9 protein-coding genes are annotated in these 12478 nt (G+C 50.3%); 1 reads left to right on the top strand and 8 read right to left on the bottom strand.

The window, feature by feature from the left end; genetic code table 11:
- Positions 1-18 precede the first annotated feature (18 nt).
- From H8527_RS04265 to H8527_RS04230, 8 genes are all read right to left on the bottom strand, one after another.
- Complete coding sequence (locus H8527_RS04265; protein ID WP_187545909.1) at positions 19-1149, bottom strand: phosphatidylinositol-4-phosphate 5-kinase; 1131 nt, start codon at positions 1147-1149, stop codon at positions 19-21.
- A gap of 113 nt (positions 1150-1262) precedes the next feature.
- Entirely contained in the window at positions 1263-2015 is a 753-nt protein-coding gene (gene kdsB, locus H8527_RS04260; RefSeq protein WP_187545907.1) for a 3-deoxy-manno-octulosonate cytidylyltransferase, read from the bottom strand.
- Between the two features lie 7 nt (positions 2016-2022).
- Entirely contained in the window at positions 2023-4386 is a 2364-nt protein-coding gene (locus H8527_RS04255) for a transglycosylase domain-containing protein (protein ID WP_187545905.1), read from the bottom strand.
- 128 nt (positions 4387-4514) lie between these two features.
- Positions 4515-5447, bottom strand: coding sequence for a ribose-phosphate pyrophosphokinase (locus H8527_RS04250; protein ID WP_187545904.1), 933 nt, complete (start codon positions 5445-5447; stop codon positions 4515-4517).
- A gap of 49 nt (positions 5448-5496) precedes the next feature.
- Positions 5497-6105: a thiamine phosphate synthase gene (locus H8527_RS04245; protein ID WP_187545902.1), complete on the bottom strand. Its 609-nt coding sequence runs from the start codon at positions 6103-6105 to the stop codon at positions 5497-5499.
- 478 nt (positions 6106-6583) lie between these two features.
- The gene (locus H8527_RS04240; protein ID WP_187545900.1) at positions 6584-7507 is read right to left on the bottom strand and encodes a M23 family metallopeptidase; all 924 of its coding nucleotides are present in this window, start codon (positions 7505-7507) and stop codon (positions 6584-6586) included.
- A gap of 171 nt (positions 7508-7678) precedes the next feature.
- Positions 7679-8911, bottom strand: coding sequence for a glycosyltransferase family 2 protein (locus H8527_RS04235; RefSeq protein WP_187545899.1), 1233 nt, complete (start codon positions 8909-8911; stop codon positions 7679-7681).
- 45 nt (positions 8912-8956) lie between these two features.
- A complete protein-coding gene (locus H8527_RS04230; protein ID WP_187545897.1) occupies positions 8957-9718 on the bottom strand; it encodes an RNA methyltransferase in 762 nt (253 codons plus the stop codon).
- A gap of 85 nt (positions 9719-9803) precedes the next feature.
- Here H8527_RS04230 and H8527_RS04225 point away from each other — a divergent pair, with 85 nt between their 5' ends.
- On the top strand, positions 9804-12095 hold the full coding sequence (locus H8527_RS04225) for a BamA/TamA family outer membrane protein (RefSeq protein ID WP_370539225.1): 2292 nt from the start codon (positions 9804-9806) through the stop codon (positions 12093-12095).
- Positions 12096-12478 lie beyond the last annotated feature (383 nt).

Below are 12478 nucleotides of genomic sequence, written 5' to 3'. Positions count from 1 at the left end.
ATATCTGATGAGCTGGGGTTAGCGTTTATAGGTTTCAACGCGTCGTCCACGCTCGTAGGTGCCAGCCGCAATTTTATTTCCATTTCGGTCATATTCGATGAAGTCACCGTTTCGTTCTCCTTCGGAATAAGAACCTTCAAAACGCGTGCCATCCGTCTGTATCTCTATGCAACGGCCGTGTTTAAGACCTTTCTGGAAATGTCCCTTGTAGCGCTCTCCATTGGCCGTGTGAAGCACTCCTTCGCCTTCCATCAGGCCATCTTTCCATTGACCGGTGTAGTCATCACCAGTTTTGGTTTTGTAAACGCCTTGTCCATTGGGCTTGTCGGCTTTCCATTGGCCGGTGTAAGTGGCTTGTCCTTTCCAGGTGTAAGTCCCCATACCACTTTGTTCACCATTCTTATAACTGCCGACATATTTATTACCACTCGCAAAGTTGCAAACTCCTTCACCAGTACGTTCACCGGCTACATACTGGCCTTCGTAGACATCACCATTGCGAAATTTGTAAATGCCTTTTCCGTGCTGGTTGTCATCTTTCCACTCACCAATGTAGACATCGCCATCGGCATATTGATAAGTCCCATAACCATTGCGCAGGTTATTGAACCACTGCCCTTCGTAGCGTGTGCCATCGTGCCAGTCAAAAGTTCCTTTGCCTTGTTTCTTGTCGGCCACCCAATGTCCACGATAGTAAGCCCCGCTCACAAAGGTGTAAGTGCCCTCACCTTCACGCTTGTCTTGCTTCCAATCGCCAACGTAGATATCTCCATTGTAGTAGAACATCGTACCTTTTCCTTCGCGGATGTCACGATACCACAATCCCTCATAACGATTGTTGTTAATGAAGTAGTAAGTGCCACGGCCATGCTGTTGATCTTTGTACCACTCTCCTTCATACTTTTCGCCATCGGCATAGAGATAAGTGCCATAGCCCTGACGCTTCCCGTTTTCATACATTCCTTCATAGCTATCTCCATTCACAAAGACGGTATGTCCCTTTCCATAAGGTTTTTTGCCTATCATCTCACCGGTATAGACAGCCTTTGTTTTCGGGAAAGTGTAAGTGCCTACTTCTAATTTTTGGGCATGAAGAAAAGCCACAGAGAAAAAGAGAAAGAAGATGAAAGTGAGAAAGTTTTTCGTCATATCGTAAAAGCCCAAGAGAATGAAGTCGTAAGGATGGATACCATGGCGTGAACACCGCTGTATATCGGCAAAGTTACTATTACTTTTGCATATAACAAAGAGAAAGAAAGGTTTTATGCTTGCCGGGCTAAGAAAATCTCTGCTTTCTGCAAATCTTCGGGAGTATCAATACCAATTGTCTCTATCTCCGTTTGCCCCACACGAATTTTCAATCCTGCTTCCAGCCAGCGCAGTTGCTCCAAGCTTTCTGCAATCTCCAAACGGCTTTGAGGCAAAGCTTGGATGGTGTGCAGTGCTTCCTTTCGATAGGCATAAATGCCGATGTGCTTGTAAAAAGTATGGTGTGCCAACCATTCTGTCTCGGGAATACCTCGCAGGAAAGGTATCACAGAGCGAGAGAAATAGAGCGCAAAACCCTGCTCATCAATGACGACTTTGGGAGAGTTGGGATTGGAAAGCGCCTCCCACCCCTGATGAAGTGCGAAAGGCTTTACCAAAGTGGCAATTTGGGTCCGACGATGCTCAAAACAATCCATCAGGGCGTGCAACTGTGAAGCTGCAATGAAAGGCTCATCACCTTGTACATTGATAACGACATCATATTCCATGTTCAACTTACAAGCCGCCTCATAACAACGATCCGTTCCACTCCGATGTTCGGTAGAAGTCATAATAGCTTTGCCGCCAAATTTTTCCACGGCGGCAAAGATACGTTCGTCATCGGTAGCCACAAAAGTATCGGCAATCACCTGAGAAACTCGTTCATAGACATGTTGGACGATTGGTTTTCCTGCCAACCATGCAAGTGGTTTGGCAGGAAAGCGTGTGGAAGCATAACGGGCTGGAATAATAGCAATAAACTTCATCGGGACATCAATTAAAGAGTTTGTCGTCTGAGAACTCGGCCTTTGCAGGAGTATTGTTTTTTCTACTTTCTCCTCCATCTGCCGCAGCAGAAGGAACCGCGGTGTTATTTCGGAGACTGTCGGCTCCATGAGGGCGTTCTCCCACATAGAAGTTCTCTTTGGGGTCATAGCCCAAGTGGGCGTCTTTGAACACGCGATTCATGTACAACCCCCAAATGGGTAGGGCAGTTGATGCTCCCTGTCCTTGTGCTGTTGAGTTAAAGTGGATATCTCGGTCCTCTCCCCCTACCCAACAGGCAGTGACAAGGCGGGGCACATATCCAACAAACCAACCGTCTGAATTGTTGTTGGTCGTTCCGGTCTTGCCCGCTATCGGACCTTCCAAATTGAACTTATAGCGTAGACGACGTCCGGTACCTTGGTCGATGACCGCACGCATCATATCAATCATCTCGTAACTGGTCTTTTCGGAAATGACTTCGTTCATGCGCGGTGTGAACTCCGCCAGCACATTGCCCTCACTGTCTTCTATGCGGGTCACCAAAAGGGGGGCACAGCGAATCCCTTTATTGACAAATGCGGTATAAGCGGAGGCCATTTCTGCCACAGTGATATCGCAAGGCCCCAAGCACAGCACCATTGAGGGGTAAAGATCCGGGTTGGCCACGCCAAATGTATGCAGAAGTTCGGCAAGTCGAACACCTGTTCTGTCCACCTCATTCATCAAATTGGCCGTGGCCCAGTTGCTCGATTGCGACAATGCCCATTTCAGAGTAACCATCTCACCGGCCCGAGCATGATTGGCATTACGAGGCGTCCACCCTCCATAAGTGCGTTGGGCGTTGGAAATGAAATCGTCAGGCTTATAGCCATCTTCCATCGCCATGGAAAAAACAAAGGGCTTCATCGTCGAACCGATTTGGCGGCGTCCCACCATGGCCATATCATACTGGAAGTGGGCATAATTAAGTCCACCCACATAGGCTTTTACATAGCCATTGGCAGGGTCGATGGAAAGGAGTCCTGCACGTAAGAAACTTTTATAATAGCGGATAGAGTCTAAAGGAGACATGAGTGTGTCGATATCTCCATGGTACGAATAGACCGTCATCGGGACTTTGGTGGCAAATGCAGTCCGGATGGTTTCTTCGTCTGCGCCTGCCGACTTCATCGTGTGATAGCGTTCAGTCTGTCGAATCGCTTTATTGAGGATATTGTCAATTTGCTTGCGAGAAAGTTTTGATGAATAAGGGAATGTCGAAGAGCCGCGTTTGGCTTGATTAAATGCGGGTTGCAAGTTCAGTGCGACTTGCTTGAACACAGCCTCTTCGGCATACTGCTGCATCCGAGAGTCGATGGTCGTATATACTTTTAGACCATCCGTATACAAATCATAGTTTTCGCCATCGCGTTTTTTGTTTTTCTTACACCAGCCATAGAGTGGGTCTTGTTCCCAAGAGAGTGAATCGCTATAAAACTGTTGCATCTGCCAAGCCCGATAATTTCGTTTGTCGGGTTTATCTGCCATTAATATTTGGCGGAGATACTCCCGCAGATAAGTAGCTTTCCCCTCTTTGTGATCGACCTGATGGAAGTTGAGTTGGAGCGGCTCTTGACTCAGGCGTGCACAACTATCGGCATCAAGATAGCCCGCCTTGACCATCTGCTGCAGCACTACATTGCGCCGCTGGCGACAACGCTCTCCTTCGCGAACGGGATTGAAATAAGAGGGGTTCTTGCACATCCCCACCAGCAAGGCAGCCTCGTTGATGGTCAATTCGCGGGCAGACTTACCAAAGTAGACATTGGCAGCGGTCTTAATGCCGACGGCATTGTGCAGAAAATCAAAGTAGTTGAGGTAGAGAGTCATAATCTCCTCTTTGGTGTAATAGCGTTCAATCTCAACGGCAATCACCCACTCCACGGGCTTTTGGAAGAGACGCTGCAAAGTGCTCTGCGCATGTTCCGAGTAGAGTTGTTTGGCCAATTGCTGTGTAATCGTAGAGCCACCACCGGCATTTCTTTGCCCCAACACGCCACGCTTCACAATGGCTCGCATCAAGGCTTTGGCATCCACGCCCGAATGGTTGTAGAAACGTACATCTTCCGTGGCAACAAGTGCTTTGAAGACATGGTCGGAAATGCTATCTTTGACCACAAATACACGATTTTCATTGCGCGACCACGTACCCAAGAGTTCTCCATCAGCAGTATAGGCTTGAGAAGCAAACTTGCTGATGGGATTTTGAAGTTCTTTGAGATCGGGCATATTGCCTATCCAGCCACGCTCAATCATAAAGATGCCAAGAGCTATGAGTAGAATAAAGCTGAGAAGCAACCACCAAAGAGTGAGGATAAAAGTACGACGCATAGAGTTGATGTAAGAGGAGAGGCTAAGGCGTAGAAGCAATATGAAGACCAAAAGAAGCAAAACGTGGTCATGCCGGAAGATGAAGTTCCTGCATGACCACTTTATTTTAACTAACGAAGCGTAGAAAGTTAGATGATGTATTGGCTACTGATACTTTCATTGTTGAGGACGCGACGGATGGTTTCTGCAAAGAGAGGGCCAACACTGAGCTGCTTAATTTTTTTGCAGTTTCCTTGGTAGGGAATGGAGTCGGTAAACACAATTTCTTCCAACTGGCTGTTGCTTACGCGTTCATCGGCCGGTCCGGACATGATGCAGTGGCTGGCCAAAGCCCGCACAGAGTTAGCGCCCATCGATTTAATGAGATCGGCAGCCTTAGTAATCGTTCCTGCGGTATCGACCATATCGTCTACCAACACGACGTCCATACCTTTGACATCGCCAATCACCTCCATAGATGCGACTTCGTTGGCGCGTTGACGAGTTTTGTTGCAAATCACCATTGGGCAATCCAAGTACTTAGCATAGGTACTGGCTCGCTTTGTGCCTCCGACATCGGGCGTGGCAATACACAGGTTCTTGAGATTGGCCTGCTTGATATAGGGAAGTAAAATTGTGGAGGCAAACAGATGGTCGACCGGGACTTCGAAAAATCCTTGCTCTTGGTCAGCATGTAAATCCATCGTCATGATGCGATTGATTCCGGCCAAACTGAGCATATTGGCAACCAATTTAGCCGCAATGGACACACGCGGTTTGCTTTTGCGATCCTGCCGCGCCCATCCATAGTAAGGGACAATAGCATTGATGGTGCGTGCAGAAGCTCGCTTTGCGGCATCGACCATAAGGAGCAGTTCCATCAGATTGTCGGCCGAAGGGAAAGTGCTTTGAATCAAAAAAACATCGCAGCCTCTGATAGACTCTTCGTAGCAAACTTCAAATTCGCCATCGGCAAAATAGGTAATCGTCAGATTGCCCATTTCACAACCTAAGTTCTCACAAATTTTCTCGGCCAAATAGCGACTCTTAGTGCCCGAGAAAACCTTAATTTTACTGTTCATGTTGGGTTGGATTATTGGGTTGGTGGGTGTGAAGACAAGAAGCAGGACATCAATTCACCGCCTTACGAAGTTTCCGAAAGTGGCTGATGATGTTTTTATAATCGTGGTGAGTATGGATATCAAATCGGTTCCACAAATCTCCCAAAACAACAACTCCTCCAAAGCCATAGTCTTTCAGCAGTGAAAGATTGTCTAGACCGACATTACCCATCGCCATCACTTTCTTATTGATAAAGTGGCGCTTTCGAAAATCATGGAGTTTCGAGGAAGAAAAGTCAGCACTAAACTCGCTATCATTTACACGTTCAAAAATAGGAGAGAGGAACTCGTAGTCACAAAAGGCCGAACATGCTTTGAGCTCTTCCTCAGTGTGGCAGGAGCAGGAAATGTGTCCTTTATAATTCGTGGGAAGTTCGGGATTGCGCTGGTTGAGATGGATACCTTTCAACCCATATTCATTTTTGAGATAGAAGTGGTCATGCACCACAATGTTCCGTCGGTACACTTCCGGTATGAGAGAAATCAGACGTTCCGAATAGACCGGCTCCGTGTTGGGCTTGCGGAGGTGAAGTGTGTCTAAGCCTTCTTCAAAAAGCACAGTAAGTATCTGATGCTCCTCGACAAAGAACTCCGGACGAGTCATTAAGATAAGTTTCATTACCGCTGGCTTGATGTTTAATTGTGATGCAAAGGTAGTGAAAAAGGATGAGCTGACCTTACTTTCAAATAGAAAATGGTGATTTTCCACCCATAGCCTACATATTTTGTTGGTGGGAGTTGCAAATTCCGATAGAGCTTCTCCCTCCTTCTGAGAAGAAGTGAAGAAGAATCGTATATCTTCTACAAAAATCCACCGCAAAATTTGCAGATAGAATCTACAAATTTTGCGGTGTACAAAAGTAAATATAGTAAGTAGGTGTTCAAAATTAATCGTAGACATCTTAGTCATAGGATGTTCTCTACTTTGATACCTTCTTTGTTCCTCCTTTCCCGCCATCTCGCTCTTGTTCATCAATCGTGTAGCCCACTACACTCCTTCTTTGCTAAGATGAACTGACAGAAGATGGAAGCAAATATAGTATCAATTAATTCTGAACACCTACTTATCCCTATTTTGCTCAAAGCCTCTCGCAGAGTTAATGGCGAAGATTGAGAATCTGACCAGGTTTAAGTTTTTCAGAAGCGCTAATTCCATTGAGGTCGCAGAGTGTCGCAACGGTCAGTCCCGTTTTTTCTGCAATAGAATAAAGGGTTTCACCACGGCTCACCTTGTAATGTTTCGACTGTTGCATAGCCACAGCTCCTCCAATCGTATGTTCGCTACCCTGGTCGGTCTTGGCCACCAATCGGGGAGAACTGCCGGAATAGTCTTCATTGGCGTGAAACACGAAATAATCACCGGTCACGTCTTGATTGGCAAAATCAAAAAGCAAAGCAGGATTGATAGCGACTCCCAAGAGGCGGGTCTCAAAATGGAGATGCGACCCATAGGAACGTCCAGTGTTCCCTCCTAAGCCAATCACTTCACCGGCCTTGACCATATCTCCTGATTTCACCAGTTGCTTAGAGAGATGTCCGTAGATTGTTTCCAAGCCATTCTTGTGACGGATGACTACATAATAGCCATACCCTGCAGCTTCATAGTCAACAATGCGTACTTTTCCATCAAAAGCAGCTACAATCGTATCGCCGGTGTAGACTTTAATGTCCAACCCCTTATGCATACGGCGAAAAGCGGGGCGATAGCCGAACTTCGATGTCACTACACGGCTGGGCGTAGGCATTGCAAATCCACGGAGGTCGATGCGGTAGCTTTCGGGCAGAGTGGCATTGGCATAGCAGTGCACTTTCGAGGTATTCCAAGAAGTGTAGAGCTCGGTGTTTTCGTAGTTCGTCACTTCAGCGCGCTTCATCACACGATTGATCGAAACAGAATCTACAGTTTTCATTTTCCTATCAATAGGAGCTTGACGAGCTATCAAGTCTTGACCGAAGAATGTCGCGGCCACACAGAAAGCAAAAAGGAGGGAAAAAACACGAGGTAAACTGAGAGTATGCATTAGTGAGGGATGAAGTTATGCCTGCAAAAATACTTATTTTCTGCAACTCGGCCAAGCAATCCAACGATTTTCTTCCCGAGAAGCTACATAAAATGACGCGCGCAAGTGATACAACTGCATTCCACCCAGTCATATATGCAGTATACTTTGCACTTATGACTGCTTATCGCCTTACCGTGAAGCCCGCCAAGGTTGAAGCCACTCGTAAACGTAGATGTAGAAACCATAGCCCTCTTCGCCCAAAGCGGAAAGCCAACGGCGCGCAGAGCGTATGGGGAGCGTCATCAACACGATCAGCAGCACGAAAGCCGGCACATCGTAGAGCAAATCCATCCAGGCATAGACGGGAGAAGGAGTTGGAAGATAGATGCCCACTTCGCGCAACCAAAGCCAACTCCCACCAAAGAAATAAGCCATCCTCGTCAGCACAAACAATAAGGTGGAGAGTTGGGCCAAACAGAGTGCGGATGAGGCCCAACTATCGCGCACAAATGTCCAGCAACAACGGTGCCGCAACAGACGATGCACTTCCCGCTGACGCTGACGCTCCTCGCGCAGCAACACGGCATCCGGCAGTGGGATGCGCACCTTGGCTTCGGGATGCAACACCACGGCGACGCGATCTGCCTGAGCGCGTAAAGCCACCAACATCAGACACTCTCCATAGGGCAGCGCCAAACTGTCGGCAAAACCACCTTGGGCAAGAAACCACTCGCGGCGAAGCGCCACATTGCACGCATCGCAGCCCACGACTGTGCCACGAGAGAGCGCCTGCACCTGTTGAGCAAAACGATGGGCACGCTGGAGCACAGCCCGCCGACCGGGGCTTCCGACACTGTCATCGTAGTTGGCATAGCCCATCACGACATCGGTTTCGTCATGAAAGTGGCAGGCAAGATGTGCCAACCAATTGGGGCTGTCGGGAGCTCCCTCGGGATTGATGAACACCACCCAAGGAGACCATGCCGCCTTGACGCCCAAGGTAAGTGTCAGCTTGCGGCGCACGATGTTGTGATTGGCCTCGGGTACAGCCGTATAGCGCAAATGGGGATACTGCATCTGCAAGCGCTTCACAAAGTGGGCTGTGGAGTCCTCGGCATCAGAGGCATCAGCCACAATCACTTCGAAGCGGTCGAAGTTCTGCTTCAGCAAATACTCCAAATGGCGTTCCACCCACCATCCATCGTTCTCACACGGCACCACAATCGACACGCGTGGTGGCAAGTGGCGCTCTTCCTTCAGGCTGTGGTGGGAGGAAGTCTCGCTTGCAGGCAGGCTTTGTTGACGCTGTTCTGTGGCCAGTTTCATCAGGGAAGAGAAAGCGCCCCAGCGCAGCCACGCCAGCAACAGTACCGACACCAAAGTCACGGCCAGAGGAATCATAAAGAAGAGAGGAAACATCATGCAAAATAAAGGAAAGCAAAATAAAGGAGACAGAACAACAAGAGGTCAAGCCAAGCGCCGTCGAAACTCACCGCAGACGATGGCCGTAGCGATGGCCACATTGAGGCTCTCGCTCGTGGCACGCTCGGCAGGATAGTTGGGGATAAAGAGCTGCCGATTGACCTGGTTCAGCACCTCGGCCGAAATCCCCCGCCCCTCGTTGCCCATCACCACGACCCCCGTGGGCGTCAAAGCCTCTGTATATAAGTTGCGTCCTTCCAAAGTAGTGGCGTAGACCGACACATCCAGGGGCAGGCCTTTGACCCACTCGGCCAAATCCACTTGATGCACCTGCACGCGCCCAATGGCCCCCATCGTGGCTTGCACCGTTTTTGGCGAAAAGACATCGGCCGTGTCGCGGGAACAGAAGAGGTGTTCAATCCCGAACCAATCGGCAATGCGCACCATCGTGCCCACATTGCCGGGATCCTGCACGCCATCCAGCGCAAGGCAAAGTTGCGTCCGTGCCAGCGTCACGAGGTCGGCAGTTGTAGGCTGCGGTCGGCGAAACACGGCCAGCACCTCATGGGCCGTGGTGAGTTGCGAAATCTGCGCCAACGTGCGCTCATCGACCTCCTCCACCTCCTCTGCCTGCACCGTGGGATGCGCTGCCAGGTATTGAGGCGTGGCACACAGCAACACGCAGGGCAGGAGGGGGAGCAAGTCGCCCACCACCTTCGGTCCTTCGGCTATGAACACCCCTTGGGCATCGCGGTGCTTTTTGAGCGCGAGGCTGCGGACGTACTTCTGTTTGTTTTTAGAGAGCATGCGAGGATTACATAAATTTATGGTGCAAAGATACGAGCATTTTTCTACAAATGCCTACCTTTGCAACTCAAAATCGCCTCTTTTCGTGAAGTTTTCCCTCTCCTTCCTTCTGCTGAGTCTGTGTCTGGCTCTCCTTTCTGCCTGCTCCCCCACCCGCTTCATGGGCGAGGGAGAAAGCCTGCTTTCAAGCGTTCGTCTCAAGAGCGATGCAGCGCAGGTCAATCCGGCCGACTATCGCTCCCACATCCGCCAAGAGCCCAATCTCCGATGGCTCAGCACCATCAAAGTGCCTTTGGGCATCTACTGCCTCTCGGGCACCAACGACCGCCTGCTCTTCAACCGCATTATGCACCGCATCGGCGAAGCCCCTGTGGTCTACAACGACACACTGATGCGTCACTCGCAAGCCTCGCTCGTCAGCGCCCTTCGGACCAAAGGCTACCTTCAAGCCACCGTCGACACCGAGGTGCAACACAAGGGGCAGCGCACTCACCTGATCTATCGGATGAAGCCCGGTCGGCGCTCCTATGTACAGTCCCTCCGTCATCTCTACGACAGCGACACCATTGCCGCGATTGTGCGCGCCGACAGCAGCCGGTCTTTGCTCTATCGCGGAATGCCGCTTGACTTGGCCGTGCTCGATGCCGAACGCAACCGTATCATACAACTCTTGCAGAACAAGGGCTTTGCCAACATCAACAATGAATTTGTGAGCTACACGGCCGACACAACCGCCAACTCTACAAGTGTCGACCTCACCTTCCACTTCCGTCTGCCGCCCAACACCGACCGTGCCATGGCCTATCGCGCCTACCGCATCGGACGCATCAACCTCTACGAAAATGTCGAAGACGGGCAGCCCACCGACAGCACTTTCTATCGCGGCATACACTTCTTCACCAATGGCCGACAGCAGATCAACCGCTTTGTCTATGCCCGCAACTGCTTCATCTTGCTCGACAGCCTTTACAGCGATCGCGCCACCCGATATTCTTATCAAAATCTCAACGCACTCGGAGCGGTAAACTATTCCTCCATCCGCTATCTGCCGCCACAGCCGTCCGACAGCACCCTGCAAGCCCACATCTTCGTACAGCTCAACAAGCCGCACGGCATCAGCTTCGATCTCGAAGGCACCAACACTGCCGGCGACCTCGGAGGAGCAGCTACACTGGCCTATACCCATCGCAATCTCTTCCGCGGAGCAGAATCGCTCTCCATGAAGTTGCGTGGCGCCTACGAATCCATCCGACACCTTGAAGGCTATGCCCATCAAGACTATATTGAATATGGGTTTGAGAGCACATTGCGCCTCCCTACCCTACCCATCACGACCACACGTGCGGGACTAAGGCGTTACAAAGGCGCTACCGACCTATCGCTGCTCTACAACTCTCAAAACCGCCCCGAGTTTCACCGTCGCCTGCTCACAGCTGCTTGGCAACTCAATTGGAACAAGCACAGCCAGCCCAATTGGCAGAACCACCTTGATCTCCTTTCGCTCAACTATGTATTCATGCCGTGGATTTCACAAACCTTTCGCCGAAACTACCTTGAGGGCGACGATCCACGTTATGCCGTACTACGTTACTCCTATGAGAACCTCTTCATCATGAAGTCGTCTTATGGTTTCACTTACAATTCTCTCCGCTCACGCTCCGGCGGCCAACTCTATCAAAGCAACGGTTACCAAGTGCGGGCCAACATTGAGAGTGCGGGCAATCTGCTCTACGGCTTGTCAAAAGTGCTCCACATCCACCGTAATGCCGACGGACACTATACCCTCTTCAATATCCCCTATTCGCAATACATCAAAGCCGACTTCGACTATTCTCAGAGCCTACGCATCAACGAGAAAAGTTCCGTGGCTTTCCATGCCGCATTCGGCATCGCCATCCCCTACGGAAATTCCACGATTATTCCTTACGAAAAGCGTTATTTCTCAGGAGGTGCCAACTCGGTGCGCGGCTGGAGCGTACGTACCCTCGGCCCCGGCGCTTACGTAGGGAAAGACGGCAACATCGATTTCATCAACCAAACCGGCAATCTCAAACTCGATTTCTCTGCAGAATATCGCGCCGCCTTGTTTTGGAAATTTGAAGGTGCTGCCTTTGTCGATGCCGGCAACGTGTGGAACACACGCAATTATATGGATCAACCCGGCGGACAATTCCGTTTCAACAGTTTCTACAAGCAAATTGCCGTAGCCTATGGCGTAGGTCTGCGGCTCAATCTCAACTACTTCATCCTCCGCTTCGATGGCGGCATGAAAGCCATCAATCCCACCGTGCCCTCCGGGCGCGACCACTACCCCATCTTCCATCCTCGTTTCAGCCGCGACTTCGCCCTCCACTTCGCCGTGGGATTGCCCTTCTGACGAAGCCTCGGCCCTGCTTCCCTTTCTCGCACTCGCCGTCTCCGACCACACCCCATGGGGCAATGGCCGTGACCGACAGCGTGTGAGTTGTTGTGATGCCGATGGCAGAAAGCAATCGTCCCTTCGGGAAGAGACGAACGTCCCTTCGAGAAGAAACGAGTGTCCCTTCGGGAAGGAACAAACGTCCCATCGCGAAGAGACGAAAAACATCCCACTTCGCGATGACCGCCGAAAACGAGTAGTGCTCCATCACTCCTCGTCCATGATGCAGGAGAGCTTTCCATCGTGTGCCACGACCATCCCCCAACTCCGCCCCCCTCACACACCTCTTCCACCACCGCAAGCACACCATATTATATATAGGGTCTTTCTTCGGCAGTGCT

It is taken from the genome of Alloprevotella sp. Lung230 (assembly GCF_014385435.1).
Taxonomy (GTDB): domain Bacteria; phylum Bacteroidota; class Bacteroidia; order Bacteroidales; family Bacteroidaceae; genus Alloprevotella.
The sequence above is the reverse complement of the archived record's forward strand: the minus strand, read 5'-3'. Positions and strand labels throughout refer to the sequence as shown.

What these genes read in the sequence shown, in the direction of transcription:
- H8527_RS04265 (WP_187545909.1), bottom strand. Translation starts at nt 1,149, where the DNA reads ATGACGAAAAACTTTCTCACTTTCATCTTCTTTCTCTTTTTCTCTGTG.
- kdsB (WP_187545907.1), bottom strand. Translation starts at nt 2,015, where the DNA reads ATGAAGTTTATTGCTATTATTCCAGCCCGTTATGCTTCCACACGCTTT.
- H8527_RS04255 (WP_187545905.1), bottom strand. Translation starts at nt 4,386, where the DNA reads ATGCGTCGTACTTTTATCCTCACTCTTTGGTGGTTGCTTCTCAGCTTT.
- H8527_RS04250 (WP_187545904.1), bottom strand. Translation starts at nt 5,447, where the DNA reads ATGAACAGTAAAATTAAGGTTTTCTCGGGCACTAAGAGTCGCTATTTG.
- H8527_RS04245 (WP_187545902.1), bottom strand. Translation starts at nt 6,105, where the DNA reads ATGAAACTTATCTTAATGACTCGTCCGGAGTTCTTTGTCGAGGAGCAT.
- H8527_RS04240 (WP_187545900.1), bottom strand. Translation starts at nt 7,507, where the DNA reads ATGCATACTCTCAGTTTACCTCGTGTTTTTTCCCTCCTTTTTGCTTTC.
- H8527_RS04235 (WP_187545899.1), bottom strand. Translation starts at nt 8,911, where the DNA reads ATGATGTTTCCTCTCTTCTTTATGATTCCTCTGGCCGTGACTTTGGTG.
- H8527_RS04230 (WP_187545897.1), bottom strand. Translation starts at nt 9,718, where the DNA reads ATGCTCTCTAAAAACAAACAGAAGTACGTCCGCAGCCTCGCGCTCAAA.